Genomic DNA, 17,672 nt, shown 5'->3' on the forward strand with positions numbered 1-17,672 from the left:
CGTGTTGGAGATAACGTAATCGTGTTATGTAAAAATCTTTTCAGATAAAAAGGATTTTTCTTTAACTTGTCCCGTTATAATCTCTGCCTGTAGGATAAAATCTGCTCAAATGTGACCCGGTGGAGAAAGATATTGCCCCGAATGATGAAAAAAGAGATGGATGCTTTCTCTGACATAATGAAGGGCGTAAGTGAGTTAGCCGTATGAATGCGATTGTTCTAACGGCGTTACGGCGGCCTTACACCTTTGTGGTGATGTCCATCATCATTGTGATTTTTGGTGTAAAGGCCATTTTGGGAACACCGACTGATGTGTTCCCTAATATCAAAATTCCCACTGTAGCGGTTGTTTGGTCTTATACCGGGTTAATGCCGGAGGAAGTCTCAGGCCGTATCGTTTATTATTACGAGCGCGCTTTAACAGCGACCGTGAATAACATTGAGCATATAGAGAGTAACTCTTATTACGGGCGCGGTATTGTAAAGATATTCTTCCAACCTGGGACGGATGCTGCTGTTGCGCAGACGCAAATTACCTCTGTATCGCAGACGGTTATTAAGCAACTTCCCACAGGGGCAACCCCGCCTTTGATCCTGGCGTTGGATGCGTCCTCTGTCCCCGTGCTGACTTTACAGGTCAATAACCCGAATATGTCCGCTTCGGAGGTCTATAATATGGCCTCCAACCTCATCAGGCCGGAGCTTGTCTCAGTCGCTGGGACGGCCATCCCTAACCCCTATGGTGGTGTGGCAGCGGATATCATGGTGGATATCGACCCCGTGAAATTGCTGGCTCATCGGCTCTCCCCAGTAGATGTCGCCAGCGCGTTGAACCGGCAGAATATCGTTCTCCCCGCTGGGGATCAGAAAATTGGGCCGATGGATTTCATGGTGAGGACAAATTCTGCCCCCATGGATATTGCGGCTTTTAATAAGATGCCGATTAAGCAGGTAGGCAACTCGGTCATCTATATGCGTGACGTTGCCTGGGTGCATAAAGGTGGCCCTCCGCAGACAAATGCCGTGCTTGTCCGGGGTAAGCAGGCGGTGATGATCGTCATCCTTAAAAGCGGAAATGCCTCGACCTTAGAGGTCGTTAATGGCGTGAAGAAGCTCCTCCCAGATATTCAAAAAACCCTGCCAGAGGGGACAAGCATGAACATCCTGACGGATGCTTCTAGCTTCGTGAAGGAATCTGTGGTGGATGTGGTGCGGGAGATGATTACCGCGGCTATCCTAACAAGCCTTACCGTACTGCTCTTTCTTGGTTCATGGCGATCGACCGTTATCGTGGCGGTGTCTATTCCCTTAGCGATGTTATCGGCTTTAATTTGCCTAAGCCTTGCTGGGCAGTCCATTAATGTCATGACCTTAGGTGGTCTGGCGTTGGCTGTGGGCATTCTCGTGGATGATGCCACGGTGATGATCGAGAATATCGATGCTCATTTGCATATGGGTAAAGAGTTAGAGCAGGCTATTATTGATGCTGCGAACCAAATTGTTATTCCAACCTTTGTTTCCACAACCTGTATTTGTATTGTTTGGTTCCCTCTTTTTGAGTTAACAGGCGTCTCAGGTTGGTTGTTTATGCCAATGGCAGAGGCAATTATTTTTGCGATGATTGCGTCTTTTATTCTTTCCCGAACTCTTGTTCCAACCATGGCAAATTGGCTGCTTGCTGCACAAGTACAGCAGCAACGTAGTGCCGAGCATAAAACGAAGCAGCGCGGTATTTTGGGGCGGTTTCAAGACGCTTTTGAGGCACGGTTTGAACGATTCCGCCATCTCTATCATGAGGTTCTGTTACGCGCTTTAGCGAACCGGAAGCGGTTTATTATTATTTTTCTCTCTGGGGCGTTATCGTCATTATTATTGTTACTGTTTGTCGGGCAGGATTTTTTCTCGGAGATTAAGTCCGGTACGATGCAGATGCATTTTCGCGCTCCGATTGGCACACGTATTGAGGAAAGTGCCAAGCTTAGCGGCCTTGTAGAGAAGAAAATCCGTGAGACATTGCCCGGCCAAGTTAAGTTGATTGTCAATAATTGTGGTTTGCCGATGAGCCAGATCAATCAGGCTATGGTCCCTTCACCGACAACGGGCGCGCAAGATTGTGACGTGACTATCCAATTAGCGGAATCCGAAAGCCCCGTTGCAACATACCGCAAACAGTTACGTAAGGCGTTGAGTACGGCCTTCCCCGGTATGGTCTTTACCTTCCAGCCGGGGGACTTGACGGCAAAAATCCTCAATTTTGGGCTGCCATCACCGATTGATGTACAAATTGTCGGGCGTAATTTGCAGGATAATTACGCTTTTGCAGTCCGTTTAGCCCAGCGGCTGCGGAAGATTCCGGGTGCGGTGGATGTAAGTATTCAACAGCCGATGACCCAACCAACCATGCTCATCAATGCACGGCGGAGCTTTGCGCTGGGGACGGGCGTTTCCGAAAAAGATATTGCCTATAACGTGCTGACGACCCTCTCGGGTAGTTCTCAGGTGGGGCAGACTTATTACCTCAATGCCCAAGGGACATCGCAGCTGATTGATGTGCAAGCCCCAGCGAATTATTTGCAGACGCTTAATGATCTCCAAAAGGTGCCGATTGATAAAGGCGATGGCAACCCGCAAAACCGGACTATGCAGATTATGGGGGGCTTGAGCCAGATTGTGCAGACAGGCACGCCCGCTGAGGTCTCACATTATAATATCATGCCGGTTTTTGATATTTATGTCGCGCCAGAGGGGATAGACCTTGGCAGTCTATCGCGGGCTGTAAAGCGGGAGGTAGAGGCTATGCGGGCAGATTTGCCCCGTGGCTCTAGCATGGTAGTGCGTGGGCAAGCTGTGACGATGAACAACGCTTATATTCAGCTCATTGGTGGGTTGTTGCTCTCTATCGTGCTGGTTTATTTGATTATTGTTGTTAATTTCCAATCATGGTTGGACCCGTTTGTGATTATTATGGCCTTACCAGCTGCTTTGGGAGGCATTGCGTGGAGCTTGTTCCTTACACATACGACCCTCTCCGTCCCAGCCTTAACGGGGGCGATTATGTGTATGGGTACCGCAACAGCTAATGCAGTGCTGGTGGTCGCCTTCGCACGGGAGCGGTTGGAGGACCATGGCGATGCCATTTTAGCGGCCTCCGAGGCGGGGTTTGAGCGTATTCGCCCCGTGTTAATGACGGCTCTTGCCATGATGATTGGTATGATTCCTATGTCCGTCAGTAATTCCTCCAATGCAGCTTTAGGGAAGGCGGTGATTGGCGGGTTGCTGATGGCTACTGTGGCAACATTACTGTTTGTTCCCTGTGTGTTTGCTATGATTCATGGTGGTGCCCCGAAGGGGAAACGGGCTGCTACGCAAGGAGAAACGGTATGACATCGACCTCACAACAGCCATCATCTCCTATGCGTGGTAAGGGGCGTGTGTGGCTTTATGGCTTGCTGGCTGTGTTGGTGGGGCTGGTGGTTATCGGCTTGCTGCAACGGGCATGGCATCATGCAGCCTTAGAGCGGGAGGCGGCTGATGAGGCCATTACCCGCGTGGTGTTAATTAAGCCACAGCCCGGCCCTGCCACGCGTGAGGTCGATTTACCAGCGAACTTAGCCGCATGGTACGAGGCCCCCATCTATGCGCAGGTCTCCGGCTATGTGAAGATGTGGTACAAAGATTACGGTGCGCATGTAAAACGGGGGGATTTGCTCGCAGAGGTCAGCACACCGAGTATTGATGCCCAATATGCAGCGGCTAAGGCACATTATGAGGTGATTAATGCCCGGTATAAATTGGCGTTGATTACCACCCAACGTTGGACGGCTTTACGCAGCACGCAGGCGGTCTCGCGCCAAGAGGTGGATGTGCAAGCCGCTAATGCAGCGGCCCAACGGGCCGAGTTGGATGCGGCGGCTCATGAGGTAGAGCGTGTCGAAGCGTTGGAGAACTTTAAGCGGATTGTTGCCCCTTTTGATGGCATTGTAACCTCGCGTTTAGTCAATGTTGGGGATTATGTTAACGCCACAGGCGGCAATATGAGCGCGCGTGGGGCTATGGCGGAGTTATTCTCCGTTGCGGATGTGCATAAAATCCGTGTTTTTGTCTCTGTCCCGCAGGATTTTGCGAGTGTCATCTCCCCTAAAATCAGTGCGGATTTAAGCGTGCCACAATATCCGGGGCGTTCCTTCAAGGCGCGCTTTTTAGCCACGGCGAATGCGTTTAATGCCGCCACACGCACGGTGACGACGGAGCTTGTGTTGGATAATCCCGATGGGTTGCTCTGGCCCAACTCCTATGCGACTGCGCATATTCATGCCCCGGGGGATACGAATATTCTCATCGTCCCGACCAATGCGCTTATTTTCCGTGCACAAGGGATGCAGGTGGCTAAGGTTGTTCATAACCACATTACTTTGCTGAATGTGCAAGCGGGGACGAATTATGGGATGACCACGCAAATCCTTTCAGGCTTATCAGCAGAAGATGAGATTGTGGCTAACCCTACTGCAGATATGTTGGATGGCGATGAGGTAAAGGTCGTGACACCAACACGAGGTTATAATGACCATAAACCTAAAGAGGCCCTAGCGGTTAAAAATGTTACATCGAATGATTTACGCCGCGTGGGGGCTATGCCGCCGCCTGATGAGAATAACACGGATGATGCTGATAAAACGGGGGGAGCGGTGCATGACAAACCGGCTGTGCCCTCACAGCAGGAGCAGCATTAATGGCGGGGCGTTTATGGGGGCGGGTGTCGTTAGTGATAGGCGGGCTTTCGTTATGCCTGACCTCGTGTGACCTTGCCCCTCATTATCATACGCCGCATTTTATTTATCCTGATGGGTGGGCTGGCAAGGGCATTATGGGGGATGCTCAGCCCGCTGATGCTATTGAGCGTGGGCAATGGTGGACGCTCTTTCATGATCCGCAATTAGATGATCTAGAAAAACGTTTGGAGGCCTATAACCCAGACCTTCAAGCCGCGGCTGAGGTTTTTACACAAGAGCGCGATATCGCACGGGAGACTGAGAGCCGTCTGTATCCGCAATTAGCCGGTGGCGCACGGATGAGTCGTAATAAGCAGTCGGAAGGGCGGCTCTTTTTACGGCGTAGCAACAATACGCCTATTTATGAGTCGAACGTAGCCTATAGCGGTGCGGCAACATGGGAGCCGGATTTTTGGGATGCTATCCGCAACCAAAGCCATATGCAAAAGAACTTGGCACAAGCTGGGGCGGCACAATATGCGTTGACGCGTTTGTCGCTCCAGGCGGAGTTAGCGTCCAATTACGTTACGTTGCGCGGGATTGATGCACAGCTTGCCGTATATGATGATTCCATTCGTTATTTCCGCACAGCGGTGGAGATTACGCGCTTACGGCAGGGCGGGGCTATTGGGGCGGGGCTGGATGTCTCGCGTGCTGAGAACCAACTTTATGATGCAGAGGCCGCTAAGAGTGACCTCATGGCGGCACGCCAGATAGAGGAACATGCAATTGCTGTCATGGTTAATATGGTGCCAGCAAGCTTCCATATCGAGCCGATTAAAGACATCCGCATGCATTTCGGGACAATCCGTGTGCAGAGCGGTTTACCCTCTACTCTGTTGGAGCGGCGGCCTGATGTTGCTGTGAGCGAACGGCAAATGGCAGCCGCAGCACGGGCGATTGGCGTCTCGCGTGCGGCCTTTTATCCGCATATCGTCATTAGCGCGACTGGTGGGTTTGAAGATTCAGGGTTTGACCTTGCCAGCATTTCACGTGCGTTTTGGCAAATTGCGGTGCAAGCGGTGGAGCCTCTCTTTACAGGCGGTATGCGCCGTGCGGCTTTACAACGGGCTTGGTCGCAATATCGGGAGCGGGTAGATGCGTATCGCGCGACCGTATTAGGTGCCTTTCAGGATGTAGAAGATGGTCTTAGTGAGACCGGGTTATACCACCAAGAGCAGCTCCAGCAGCATCAGGCTGTCGAAGCGGCTTTACGGACCCAAGCTATGACCATGGCCCTTTATACTGGCGGGTTGAGCAATTATCTGGACGCGCTGGTGGCACAGCAAGATGCGCTGAAGGCACGTTTATTAGAGGTCCAAGCGCAGATGAAGCAGGTGCAAGCGACAGTGCGGCTTATTCGCGCTCTAGGGGGTGGCTGGTCGGATAAATTATTACCCGATATCAAGAGCATCGACCCGATTGGCCCGCTGCAATATAAGGGCCTGCATCATGCTCGCCCTGCGGGGGAGGTGCCCGTGGGGGTGGCGCAGCATGGCTCGGAGATTGAGCCACCTCTTGCAGAGCGTGACTTTACAGGTGCGCCGCATGAGACAACACATCCTTGATTCCACCTTGACGAAGCAGGGGATAATAGTCTAGGGAACGCCCCTAGTCGAACGCGGGAGGTAGGGATGCTCCCTGCCGTCTTAACCGCGGTTCGGGTACTAAAGATAAGGAGTCCCGGATATGGCCAAAAAAGTTGTTGGCTACATCAAATTACAGATTCCCGCTGGTAAGGCGAATCCGTCTCCCCCAGTTGGTCCTGCGCTCGGTCAGCGCGGGTTGAACATCATGCAATTCTGTAAAGAGTTCAATGCGAAGACGCAGGGTCTTGAGCCCGGTATGCCGATCCCGGTCGTCATTACGGCTTATGCGGACCGTACCTTTACGTTCATTACCAAAACCCCGCCGAACACTTATTTCTTGCTTAAGGCCGCTAAGATCACCAAGGGTGCTCAGACAGTTGGTCGTGCGGCATCTGTTGGCTCTGTGACGACAGCTCAGCTGCGTGAGATTGCTGAGAAGAAGTTCCAAGACATGAACGCAAACGACATTGATGGTGCCGTGCGTATGCTGGCTGGGTCTGCTCGTTCCATCGGTCTTGATGTGGTGGAGGGCTAAGAAATGGCTAAAAACAAACGTATTGCTGCTCTGCGCGCTAAGGTTGATAGCGAGAAGCTCTATTCCCTGAATGAGGCTGTAGCTCTGGTAAAGGGCAATGCAACCGCAAAGTTTGATGAGACGGTCGAGTTCGCGATCGGGCTGGGCGTTGACCCTCGTCATGCTGACCAGATGGTCCGCGGTTTGATCTCCCTACCGCATGGCACAGGTAAAACATTGCGCGTTGGTGTGTTTGCCCGTGGGCCGAAAGCGGAAGAGGCGCAGGCTGCTGGGGCTGAAGTTGTTGGTGCTGAGGATTTGGCCGAGAAGATTCAGGCTGGTGAGATTGAGTTCGATCGCTGCATCGCAACACCGGATATGATGGCTCTGGTCGGGCGTTTGGGTAAGATTCTTGGCCCGCGTGGTTTGATGCCGAACCCGCGCCTAGGCACCGTGACAATGGATGTAAAGGGCGCGATTGAAGCCGCTAAGTCCGGTCAGGTGGAATATCGCGCTGAGCGTGCTGGTATCGTGCATGCTGGTGTCGGTAAGGCTTCCTTCTCCGAGTCTCAGTTGGCCGAGAACGTGAAGGCCCTTGTTGATGCACTCCAGAAGGCTCGTCCTGCTGGTGCAAAAGGGACTTACCTGAAAAAAGCTTCCCTTTCTTCCACAATGGGGGTAGGGGTACGCGTTGACCTTTCCAGCTTTGAAGGCTGAATGAGGTTGTAAGGAATCGCCATCCTTCGGGATGGTGCTGAGCGGTGATGAGCCGCTCTTTTCCTGTCCAAGAGCGCATGTGGGGTATCCCCTTGAAGCTAAAGTAGCGCAGGCGTGAGACGGGTAGAACGTATTTTACCTCTGGGTATGGTGCGGTCTTCTCATCATGGACAGGCGAGCGGGCTTTGTTCTGCCATTGCGTGGGGCAGGGCCTATGGGTAACCTGGTCCGAGATAATCGGACTAACGAGGAGACAGGTTTTGGACCGTACGGAAAAACGGGCCTTTGTCGAGTCCCTCAGTAAAGTGTTCGGCAGCACCTCCATGGTTGTCGTCACCCAGAATCTGGGTCTGACGGTAGCTGATGCGACAGAGCTGCGCCGGAGCATTCGTGCTGTGGGTGCGACATATAAGGTTGCGAAGAACCGGCTGGTCAGCCGGGCTCTGGATGGGACCCAGTTCGACGGTATTGCGCCGCTATTTAAAGGCCCGACGGCCATTTCTTGGTCGGATGAGCCGGTTGGCGTGGCGAAGGTACTTGTCGAGTTCGCCAAGAAGAATGACAAGCTGGTGGTGCTTGGTGGTGCCCTTGGTAACCAGACGCTGGACGTCAATGGTGTCAAGGCTCTGGCTGAGCTTCCATCTTTGGACGAGCTGCGTGCACAGCTGGTGGGTATGATCAGTACCCCAGCAACGCGCATTGCAGGCGTCACCCAAGCTCCGGCTGGGCAGCTTGCTCGCGTTCTTGGTGCCTATGCCAGAACAGGCGACACGGAAGCCGCTTAATGAACAAGGTGGCCCGTCTGTGTGAGGCTGCCTAACTTACGTATCTTAGAGGATATTATCATGGCCGATTTGGCAAAACTGGTTGACGAACTCTCCGCTCTCTCCGTTCTGGAGGCTGCTGAGCTTTCCAAACTTCTGGAAGAGAAATGGGGCGTTTCCGCTGCTGCTCCGGTTGCTGTTGCTGCAGCTGCTCCGGGTGCTGCTGGTGGCGAGGCTGCTGCTGACAAGACCGAGTTTGACGTTGTGCTGGCTAAGGCTGGTGACAAGAAGATCAACGTCATTAAAGAAATCCGCGGCATCACAGGCCTGGGCCTGAAGGAAGCTAAGGAGCTGGTTGAAGGCGCACCGAAGACCATCAAGGAAGGCGCAACCAAGGAAGAAGCTGAGAAGATCAAAAAGGCTCTTGAAGAGAACGGCGCATCTGTCGAGATCAAGTAAGAGTTTGATCCTAGCGATCCCCTTCCAGGGGATCGTTGGAGCGCGTGGGCGGGTGCTTTATTGTGCCCGCCCCATTTGCCGTTGACAGGAAATTTACGTATAGTAAGCACTCCGTCACGCGTCATACAGTAGGGGTAAGCCAGCCGTTCAAGTCGTCTGTCGTTTCTATAAGGGACATGGGACTATTACGGACGACTTGAAGGTCTGGTTCAGAGGCAGGATAAGATGGCGATCACAAAATCCTTCACAGGGCGTAAAAGGATCCGCAAAAGTTTCGGACGTATTCCCGAAATTGCGCCGATGCCTAATTTGATTGACGTGCAGCGGGCTTCGTATGAAGCTTTCCTGCAGATGAATGTTCGCTCCGATAGCCGCGAGGCGGCGGGCCTTCAGGAGGTTTTTAGCTCCGTTTTCCCAATTCATGATTTTGCTGGGCGTGGTCGGTTGGACTTCCAGTATTATGAATTTGAAGAGCCGAAATATGATGTTGAGGAATGCATTCAGCGGGGTTTAACATACGCAGCCCCGCTTAAGGTCATTCTGCGTTTAACAACATGGGATATTGATGAGGATACAGGGACACGCTCCATTCATGACCTGAAGGAGCAGCCGGTTTATATGGGCGATATGCCGCTCATGACAGATAACGGCACTTTTATCATCAACGGGACAGAGCGTGTTATTGTCTCGCAGATGCATCGTAGCCCTGGTGTGTTCTTCGACCATGATAAAGGCAAGACACATTCTTCCGGTAAATATCTCTTTGCGGCGCGTATTATCCCCTATCGTGGCTCTTGGTTGGATTTTGAGTTCGATGCGAAGGATATTATCCATGTCCGTATCGACCGTAAGCGCAAATTGCCCGTCACCACGTTGCTTTATGCCTTAGAGGGAGAAAATTACCTCAAGGCGCGTGAGGCCAAATTGGCTGAAGGCGGCGATGTTGATGCGCTAGATGTTACGGGGATGGATGAGGATGAAATCCTCGCTAACTTCTATGGCACGGTGCCCTTCACGCGTATGGGGGGTGAGTGGGCGCGTCCTTTTGACCCAGAGGCTTTTCGTGGCATTAAGCTGCTAAGCCCGCTGGTGGATGCGGATACGGGTGAGGTCGTTGCAGATGCCGAGACAAAGCTAACAGCGCGCGTTGTTCGCAAAATTGCTGAAAAGACCCGCGTTGTGCAAGTTGGGCGGCTGGATATTCTGGGTCGCTTCATCGCTCATGACCTCGTCAATGAAAAGACGGGTGAGATCTACGCGGAAGCCGGCGAGGAGCTTACGGAAGAAAAGCTTGCCGAGCTGGAAGAGCTTGGCCTGACGGAGCTGCCTGTTCTTGCCATTGATGGTACGCATGGCCCGTGGATTCGTAATACGCTTATGGCAGATAAGAACACCACGCGTGAGGAGGCGTTGATCGATATTTATCGCATCATGCGCCCCGGCGAGCCACCAACCCGTGAGACGGCGGAGGCTATGCTGCGTGGTCTGTTTTTCTCGCAGGATCGTTACGACCTTTCCGCTGTTGGCCGTGTGAAGATGAATATGCGGCTGGATGTGGATGCGCCCGATACGCTGCGGACGCTGCGGAAAGAGGATATCCTACGCACGGTTAAGATTCTGTGCGACTTGAAGGATGGGCGTGGTCAGGTTGATGATATTGATAACCTGGGTAACCGCCGCGTCCGCTCCGTTGGGGAGCTGATGGAGAATCAATATCGCATCGGCTTGCTGCGGATGGAGCGTGCTATCCGTGAGCGGATGGGCTCTGTCGATATTGATACCGTCATGCCGCATGACCTTATCAACGCGAAACCGGCTGCGGCTGCTGTGCGTGAGTTCTTCGGCTCTTCCCAGCTTAGCCAGTTTATGGACCAAACCAATCCGCTCTCTGAGGTAACGCATAAGCGGCGTCTCTCCGCTCTTGGGCCGGGTGGGTTAACGCGCGAGCGTGCAGGCTTTGAGGTTCGTGACGTTCATCCAACGCATTATGGTCGTATCTGCCCGATTGAGACGCCAGAAGGGCCGAATATTGGTCTGATTAACTCCCTGGCGACTTACGCAAAGGTCAATAAATACGGCTTTATCGAGACGCCTTATCGTCTGGTGAAGGATGGTGTCTTCCAAGATGGTTGGAAGTATCTTTCCGCGATGGAAGAAGAGCGTCTTTTGGTGGCGCAGGCCGATGCTAAGCAGAGCAATAACCGCTTGACTGATGAGCTCGTTGCTGTGCGTCAGACGGGTGATTTCCGCCTCGTAGCCCCGGAGCAAGTCACGGCGTGTGACGTCTCACCAAAGCAGCTCGTCTCCGTTGCGGCGGCGTTGATTCCGTTCTTGGAAAATGACGATGCGAACCGTGCGCTCATGGGTTCAAACATGCAACGTCAGGCCGTGCCTCTGGTGCGCGCGGATGCGCCGCTCGTGGGGACGGGGATGGAAGGGCCTGTCGCGCATGATTCTGGGGCGACCATCATCGCTAAACGTGGCGGTGTGGTGGACCAGCTTGATGGTGCGCGTATTGTTATCCGTGCAACGGATGAGCAGGGCGCAACGCAGGGTGTGGATATTTACCGGCTGCGGAAATATATGCGCTCCAATCAGTCCACATGTTTAAATCAGCGTCCGTTAGTGCGGGTGGGGGATCAGGTCTCAGCAGGGGACATTATTGCTGATGGTCCTTCTACCGAGCTTGGGGAGCTGGCTCTGGGTCGTAACGTTCTCGTGGCTTTCGTGCCGTGGAATGGGTACAACTTTGAGGATTCGATCCTGATTTCCGAGCGTATCGCGCGTGATGACATCTTTACTTCAATTCATATTGAAGAGTTTGAGGTCATGGCCCGTGATACAAAGCTGGGTCAGGAAGAAATTACGCGTGATATTCCCAATGTTGGGGAAGAGGCTCTGCGCAACCTTGATGAAGCTGGCATTGTTTATGTCGGGGCCGAGGTTAATCCGGGCGATATCCTCATCGGTAAGGTGACACCAAAGGGTGAAAGCCCGATGACGCCGGAGGAAAAACTTCTGCGCGCTATCTTTGGTGAGAAAGCCTCCGATGTGCGCGATACGTCTCTGAAGCTTCCACCGGGGACAAGCGGCACAGTGGTTGATGTGCGCGTCTTCTCCCGCCGCGGGGTGGATAAAGATGAGCGCGCTATGGCGATTGAGCGTTCCGAGATTGAGCGTCTCGCTAAGGACCGTGACGATGAACGTGGGATTCAGGAGCGTAGCTTCTATAATCGTCTTAAAGAGCATCTGATTGGCCAAGAGGCTGCGGCTGGCTTTAAGGGGATTCGTGCAGGTACGCCTATCACAGCGGAGCTGCTTGCCGAGCATCCACGTACAACATGGCGTAACATCCCGGTTGTTGATGTCGCGACTATGGCGCAGCTTGAGACATTATGTCGTGAGTTTGATGATGCTGTTAAGCGCATCAATAATCGCTTCGATAATAAGGTCGAGAAGCTTCAGCGTGGTGATGAGTTGCCGCCGGGTGTGATGAAGATGGTTAAGGTCTTTATCGCGGTGAAGCGTAAGCTTCAGCCGGGTGATAAAATGGCCGGTCGTCATGGTAATAAGGGTGTGGTCTCCCGCGTTGTGCCGGTTGAGGATATGCCCTTCCTTGAGAATGGCCAGCCTGTTGACCTGCTATTGAACCCCCTTGGCGTGCCATCGCGTATGAATGTGGGGCAGATTTTGGAGACCCATCTCGGATGGGCCTGCGCCAATATCGGCCAAAGCATTGGTGCAATGGTGGATGAATATCAGCGCACGGGTGAGAAACGGCAAGAATTGTTGGATAAGTTGAAGGATGTCTATGGGGAGGAGATCTTCAAGGAAGATATCGCCAGCATGGACAATGATCAGCTGATCGAGCTTGCCAATAACCTGCGTAAGGGTGTGCCGATTGCTACCCCGGTTTTTGATGGGGCATCTATCCCTGATATTGAGGGAATGCTGAAGAAGGCTGGTGTGAGTGAGACGGGGCAGTCCCAGTTGATTGATGGCCGGACGGGTGAAGCGTTCGAGCGTCAATCCACCGTTGGTTACATTTATATGCTGAAGCTGCATCATCTTGTTGATGACAAGATTCACGCACGTTCGATTGGTCCTTACTCGTTGGTCACCCAGCAGCCGCTTGGTGGTAAGGCTCAGTTTGGTGGGCAGCGTTTCGGGGAGATGGAAGTCTGGGCATTGGAGGCTTACGGAGCGGCTTATACGCTTCAGGAAATGCTGACAGTGAAGTCCGATGACGTCTCCGGCCGTACAAAGGTGTATGAGGCGATTGTTCGGGAGCAGGATGATTTTGAAGCAGGTATTCCAGAAAGCTTCAACGTCCTTGTGAAGGAACTGAAGTCGCTTGGTTTGAATGTCGAGCTTGAGCAGGGGGGGCTGTGAGGGCAGTGCTTTCCGCTCCTTCTTCATTGTTCATGTTTAACGTGCCGGCGGTATGTCGTTCGGCACAATGGGGTTTCGGCAAATGAACGATCTCATGAAGATTCTCGGTCAGTCTGGGCAGTCAGGCACGTTTGACCAGATTCGTATTCAGCTTGCCTCAAGCGAGCAGATTCGCTCTTGGTCTTATGGCGAGATCAAAAAACCAGAAACGATCAATTATCGGACGTTCAAGCCAGAGCGCGATGGTCTTTTCTGTGCGCGCATTTTTGGTCCGACTAAGGATTATGAATGTCTGTGCGGTAAATATAAGCGGATGAAGTTCCGCGGGATCATCTGTGAGAAATGCGGCGTAGAGGTCACCTTAGCGAAGGTACGGCGCGAGCGGATGGGTCATATCGACCTGGCCTCGCCGGTGGCTCATATTTGGTTCCTCAAGTCTCTCCCAAGCCGTATTGCCACAATGCTGGATTTGCCGCTCAAAGATGTTGAGCCCGTCCTGTATTTTGAGAAGTTCTTGGTGCTGGATAAGGGCGTGTGTGCGTCCGACCAAGTTGAATCTTACAAATATGGTAAACGTCGCGATCAATATTTGCTGGATGAAATCCGCTGCGAAGAATTGATGGACGAGTTTGCTGATGCTGGTCTGGATGTCGGCATCGGGGCGGAGGCAATTAAGCGTGCGCTCTCCAGCTATAATTGGGGCCTTCCCAATGCTGAGGAAGCCGAGCTAAGCCGCGCGGCGAAGGAGCGGGGCGAGGCGGATCCTTTCGATTACGATGCTGAGGTAATGGAAGGTGATTCGGAAAAGACCATCATGCGCAAGAAATTGCGTAAGGCGACATCCGAGGCAGCGCGTAAGAAGCTTGTCAAACGCTTGAAGATGGTGGAAGCCTTCGTGGAGAGCGGGGCTAAGCCGGAATGGATGATTCTGGACATTGTGCCGGTGATTCCGCCGGAGCTGCGCCCTCTCGTGCCACTGGATGGCGGGCGTTTTGCAACATCCGATCTCAATGATTTGTATCGCCGTGTTATCAACCGTAACAACCGTCTAAAACGCCTCATTGAGCTTCGTGCGCCCGATATTATCGTCCGTAACGAAAAGCGTATGCTGCAAGAGGCGGTAGATGCGCTGTTCGATAATGGCCGTCGTGGACGTGCCATTACCGGGGCGAATAAGCGGCCGTTGAAGTCCCTTTCTGATATGCTGAAAGGGAAGCAAGGGCGCTTCCGTCAGAACCTTCTTGGTAAGCGCGTGGACTATTCTGGTCGTTCCGTCATTGTGGTGGGGCCGGAGCTGAAGCTGCATCAATGTGGTCTTCCTAAGAAGATGGCTTTGGAGTTGTTTAAGCCGTTCATTTACTCCAAGTTGGAGAAGTACGGGCACGCAACGACCATTAAAGCCGCTAAGCGTATGGTCGAGAAAGAGCGGCCGGAAGTTTGGGATATTCTTGAGGAAGTTATCCGCGAGCATCCGGTGATGTTGAACCGTGCGCCAACGCTGCACCGTCTGGGGATTCAGGCCTTCGAGCCGAGCCTCGTGGAAGGCAAGGCGATTCAGCTTCATCCGCTCGTTTGTACTGCTTTTAATGCGGACTTTGACGGTGACCAAATGGCCGTGCATGTGCCTCTCTCCCTAGAGGCGCAGCTAGAGGCACGCGTGTTGATGATGTCCACTAACAACATCCTCAGCCCTGCCAATGGTAAGCCCATTATTGTGCCGTCTCAGGATATTGTGCTTGGTCTGTATTATCTGAGCCTTGAAGTGCCAGAATACCGTCTCACACCTGATGAAGCAGAGATTAAGGATGGTAAGGTCGTTAAAGCTGGGCCCCCTGCTTATGCAACGGTTGCCGAGATTGAGGCCGCTCTGCTTGCTGGTGCATTAAAGCTGCATGATAAGATTCGTCTGCGCTTGGATGTGCAGGATGAGGAGGGCAAGTCCGTCCGTCAGACGGTGCTTACAACCCCCGGTCGTGCTTTGATTGCTCAGATTCTACCTAAGAATCCGGCTATTCCTTTCAGCTTGATTAATCGTCAGCTGACGAAGAAGCTGGTCTCTGACGTGATTGATACGGTGTATCGTCATTGTGGGCAGAAGGAAGCGGTTATCTTCTGTGACCGTTTGATGGCTCTTGGTTTCCGCCATGCTGCGAAGGCCGGTATTTCCTTCGGTAAGGACGACATGATCGTCCCAAGCGAGAAGGCAACCTTGGTTGCCAAGACGACCGAGGAAGTGAAGGAGTTCGAGCAGCAATATCAGGAAGGTCTGATTACCGCTGGCGAGCGTTACAACAAGGTGGTGGATGCGTGGTCGCGCTGCACGGACGAAGTGCAGGCCGCCATGTTGAAGGAAATCTCCAAGCAAGTGCCGGGTAAGCCCACTAATTCTGTGTGGATGATGAGCCATTCTGGGGCTCGTGGGTCACCAGCACAGATGAAGCAGCTTGCCGGTATGCGTGGCCTGATGGTGAAGCCATCAGGTGAGATTATCGAACAGCCGATTGTTGCTAACTTTAAAGAAGGTCTATCGGTTCTCGATTACTTCACCTCGAGCCATGGTGCGCGTAAGGGTCTTGCCGATACCGCGCTTAAAACAGCGAACTCCGGGTATCTTACCCGCCGTCTGGTCGATGTGGCGCAGGATTGCATCATTACCGAAGCAGATTGCGGCAGTGAGCGTGGTTTGGTTGTTCGTGCCGTGATGGATAGCGGTGAGGTCGTAGCCTCTTTGGCAGAGCGTGCTCTGGGGCGGACCTTGGCGAAGGATGTCGTGCATCCCGTGACGGGTGAGGTGCTGCTGGAGCGCAACCGCCTGCTGGATGAGGCGGATGTCGAGCGGCTTGAGGAAGCAGGGATCGAGGCGGTTGAGATTCGTTCCGTTCTCACCTGCGATAGTCAGGCTGGCATCTGCGCCCATTGCTATGGGCGTGACCTTGCCCGTGGTACGCCGGTGAATATCGGTGAGGCTGTGGGTGTAATTGCCGCTCAATCCATTGGTGAGCCTGGTACGCAGCTTACGATGCGGACCTTCCATATTGGTGGTGCGGCGACCCGTGGTGCGGAGCAATCCATGGTGGAAGCCTTCCGTGATGGTAAGGTGACTATCCGCAACCGCAATGTGGTGCAAAACTCGCAGAATGTCCCTGTGGTGATGTCCCGTAACTGTGAGATCCTGCTTATTGATGAGACCGGGGCAGAGAAAGCCCGGTATCGTGTGCCTTACGGTGCGCGCTTGATGGTCTCGGAAGGGCAGGAGGTAAAGCGCGGTGATAAGATGGCTGAGTGGGATCCTTACACCCTCCCCATCATCACCGAGCAAGCTGGTACGGTGGAGTATCAAGACCTGATCGACAGTATCACACTGGTTGAGCGGGTTGACGAAGTCACCGGCCTAACCTCTCGCGTGGTTGTGGACTACAAACAAGCCGCGAAGGGTGTGGACCTACGGCCTCGCTTGCAGTTGAAGGACGCTCAAGGGAATGTGGTTCGTCTTGCCAATGGTAATGAGGCTCGCTACTTCCTCTCTCCCGATAGTATCCTCTCGGTAGAGAATGGGGCAGAGGTTCATGCGGGTGACGTGCTGGCCCGTATCCCGCGTGAAGGGTCTAAAACGCGTGATATTACCGGTGGTCTACCGCGCGTAGCAGAGCTTTTTGAGGCACGCCGTCCGAAGGACCATGCGATTATCGCAGAAGGCGATGGTCGTATTGAGTTCGGTAAGGACTATAAGGCTAAGCGTTGTGTCATCGTGCATAATGATGAGACAGGCGAGCGGACAGATTATCTCATTCCTAAGGGCAAGCATATTTCCGTTCAGGAAGGTGACTTTGTCCAAAAGGGTGACCCGCTGGTGGATGGCCCCCGTGTTCCGCATGATATTCTAAAAGTCATGGGGATGGAGGCTCTGTCTGACTATCTCGTTAATGAGATTCAGGATGTTTACCGCCTGCAAGGTGTGAAGATTAACGATAAGCATATCGAAGTAATCGTCCGCCAGATGTTGCAGAAGGTAGAGGTTCTGGAGCCAGGTGATTCCACTTACCTTATCGGTGAGACAGTGGATCGGATTGAGTTTGAGCGCGATAATAAGGCTCTTCTGGAGCAAGGGCGTGAGCCAGCAAAGGCGATGCCGATTCTTCAGGGGATTACCAAAGCATCGCTGCAAACGCAGTCCTTTATTTCTGCGGCCTCCTTCCAAGAGACGACGCGCGTGCTTACAGATGCTGCTACATCAGGCAGAATCGACACGCTTGGCGGCTTGAAGGAGAATGTGATCGTTGGTCGCTTGATTCCAGCTGGGACAGGCGGTGCTATGCGGCGGTTGCGTAGTCTGGCGGCTGATCAAGCTCCAACCCAGCTCCCTAAAGGGCTGGATGAGGTGGAGGATGCTGCGGAGTAAGATTCTGGGGGGTAAGCCTCTCTGTTAACGCAGAGAGGCTTGACAGTTGGGCCAAGCCCTCTTAGGGTTC

At 53.1% G+C, this 17,672-nt stretch carries 9 protein-coding genes; all 9 read left to right on the plus strand.

What is annotated here, in order from left to right; translation table 11 throughout:
* Positions 1 to 203: 203 nt before the first annotated feature.
* The 9 genes from NQF64_RS07240 to rpoC all read left to right on the plus strand — a co-directional run bounded on the left by NQF64_RS07240 (position 204) and on the right by rpoC (position 17,602).
* Complete coding sequence (locus NQF64_RS07240) at positions 204 to 3,383, plus strand: efflux RND transporter permease subunit (protein WP_266106942.1); 3,180 nt, start codon at positions 204 to 206, stop codon at positions 3,381 to 3,383.
* Positions 3,380 to 4,729: an efflux RND transporter periplasmic adaptor subunit gene (locus NQF64_RS07245; RefSeq protein WP_266106943.1), complete on the plus strand. Its 1,350-nt coding sequence runs from the start codon at positions 3,380 to 3,382 to the stop codon at positions 4,727 to 4,729. The genes NQF64_RS07240 and NQF64_RS07245 overlap by 4 nt, the downstream gene beginning before the upstream one ends.
* Complete coding sequence (locus NQF64_RS07250) at positions 4,729 to 6,336, plus strand: efflux transporter outer membrane subunit (protein ID WP_099026842.1); 1,608 nt, start codon at positions 4,729 to 4,731, stop codon at positions 6,334 to 6,336. Before NQF64_RS07245 ends, NQF64_RS07250 begins: the two co-directional genes overlap by 1 nt.
* Before the next feature lie 121 nt (positions 6,337 to 6,457).
* Positions 6,458 to 6,892, plus strand: a complete 435-nt coding sequence (gene rplK / locus NQF64_RS07255) for a 50S ribosomal protein L11 (protein WP_099026841.1) — start codon at positions 6,458 to 6,460, stop codon at positions 6,890 to 6,892.
* 3 nt (positions 6,893 to 6,895) lie between these two features.
* Complete coding sequence (gene rplA / locus NQF64_RS07260; RefSeq protein WP_099026840.1) at positions 6,896 to 7,588, plus strand: 50S ribosomal protein L1; 693 nt, start codon at positions 6,896 to 6,898, stop codon at positions 7,586 to 7,588.
* 260 nt (positions 7,589 to 7,848) lie between these two features.
* Entirely contained in the window at positions 7,849 to 8,373 is a 525-nt protein-coding gene (gene rplJ / locus NQF64_RS07265; protein WP_099026839.1) for a 50S ribosomal protein L10, read from the plus strand.
* Between the two features lie 60 nt (positions 8,374 to 8,433).
* A complete protein-coding gene (rplL, locus tag NQF64_RS07270) occupies positions 8,434 to 8,811 on the plus strand; it encodes a 50S ribosomal protein L7/L12 (RefSeq protein ID WP_155573638.1) in 378 nt (125 codons plus the stop codon).
* A 225-nt stretch (positions 8,812 to 9,036) separates the two neighbouring features.
* Positions 9,037 to 13,203 (plus strand): DNA-directed RNA polymerase subunit beta, encoded by a 4,167-nt coding sequence (gene rpoB, locus NQF64_RS07275; protein WP_266106944.1) that lies wholly within the window; start codon positions 9,037 to 9,039, stop codon positions 13,201 to 13,203.
* Positions 13,204 to 13,285: 82 nt separating this feature from the next.
* Positions 13,286 to 17,602, plus strand: coding sequence for a DNA-directed RNA polymerase subunit beta' (rpoC, locus tag NQF64_RS07280; RefSeq protein ID WP_266107014.1), 4,317 nt, complete (start codon positions 13,286 to 13,288; stop codon positions 17,600 to 17,602).
* The last annotated feature ends 70 nt before the right edge of the window (positions 17,603 to 17,672 follow it).

This window comes from Bombella saccharophila (assembly GCF_026385475.1).
GTDB lineage: Bacteria > Pseudomonadota > Alphaproteobacteria > Acetobacterales > Acetobacteraceae > Bombella > Bombella saccharophila.

What these genes read in the sequence shown, in the direction of transcription:
- NQF64_RS07240 (WP_266106942.1), top strand. Translation starts at nt 204, where the DNA reads ATGAATGCGATTGTTCTAACGGCGTTACGGCGGCCTTACACCTTTGTG.
- NQF64_RS07245 (WP_266106943.1), top strand. Translation starts at nt 3,380, where the DNA reads ATGACATCGACCTCACAACAGCCATCATCTCCTATGCGTGGTAAGGGG.
- NQF64_RS07250 (WP_099026842.1), top strand. Translation starts at nt 4,729, where the DNA reads ATGGCGGGGCGTTTATGGGGGCGGGTGTCGTTAGTGATAGGCGGGCTT.
- rplK (WP_099026841.1), top strand. Translation starts at nt 6,458, where the DNA reads ATGGCCAAAAAAGTTGTTGGCTACATCAAATTACAGATTCCCGCTGGT.
- rplA (WP_099026840.1), top strand. Translation starts at nt 6,896, where the DNA reads ATGGCTAAAAACAAACGTATTGCTGCTCTGCGCGCTAAGGTTGATAGC.
- rplL (WP_155573638.1), top strand. Translation starts at nt 8,434, where the DNA reads ATGGCCGATTTGGCAAAACTGGTTGACGAACTCTCCGCTCTCTCCGTT.
- rpoB (WP_266106944.1), top strand. Translation starts at nt 9,037, where the DNA reads ATGGCGATCACAAAATCCTTCACAGGGCGTAAAAGGATCCGCAAAAGT.
- rpoC (WP_266107014.1), top strand. Translation starts at nt 13,286, where the DNA reads ATGAACGATCTCATGAAGATTCTCGGTCAGTCTGGGCAGTCAGGCACG.